General features: G+C 32.1%; 1 protein-coding gene. It reads left to right on the top strand.

The features are described 5' to 3' along the window. Positions 1–139 precede the first annotated feature (139 nt). Positions 140–817 (top strand): PBSX family phage terminase large subunit (locus KGF50_RS21690; RefSeq protein WP_413926856.1); only part of this gene is annotated, 678 nt, incomplete at its 3' end.

Raw genomic sequence — 817 nt, 5'->3', positions numbered from 1 at the left:
GTTGAAAGAGTTAAAAAAGATGTAAGCATAAAAGATAGAAATAAGGCTGCTGAACTCTTAGGTAAGAGATACAGGTTATTTACTGATAAGGTAGAAGTTGAAGGAGCTATCCCTATAGTCATAGTTGGAGATGATGAAATTGAAGATTAAGAAAGTAAATATAGCCAAGTTAGTAGGCAAAGGATATAAAGATTATTGGAGATTTAAGGGTCGTTATAGAGTTTGCAAAGGTTCAAGAGCGTCTAAGAAATCAAAGACAACAGCTTTATATTATATTACTAAGTTGATGCAGCACCCACAAGCTAATTTATTGGTTGTAAGAAAAGTATTTGGAACGCTAAGAGATAGCTGTTATAAGGAACTCAAATGGGCTATACATCAGTTAGGAGTAGATAATTATTGGGGTAGTACAACTAATCCACTTGAAATTACATATATTCCTACAGGACAAAAGATATATTTTAGAGGTTTTGATGACCCACTTAAAATTACATCTATTACGGTTGATGTTGGAGTACTTTGTTGGTGCTGGATTGAAGAAGCTTATGAGATAACAGATGAAAACAGTTTTAATATGCTAGATGAAAGTATAAGAGGTAAAGTTCCTGATGGATTATTTAAACAAATAACAATGACATTTAACCCTTGGAATGAACATCATTGGATTAAGAAAAGATTCTTTGATGCAAAAGATGAAGATATACTTTCAAAAACAACCAATTACCTTTGCAATGAATTTTTAGATGATGCAGATAAGAAAGTATTTGAAACTATGAAAAAGAATAATCCAAGACGTTATAAGGTGGCAGGACTTGGA

Origin of the sequence: Clostridioides sp. ZZV15-6598 (assembly GCF_020657705.1) — a bacterium.
GTDB classification, from domain to species: Bacteria; Bacillota; Clostridia; order Peptostreptococcales; family Peptostreptococcaceae; genus Clostridioides; species Clostridioides difficile_F.
This window is presented reverse-complemented; position numbering and strand designations above follow the sequence as displayed.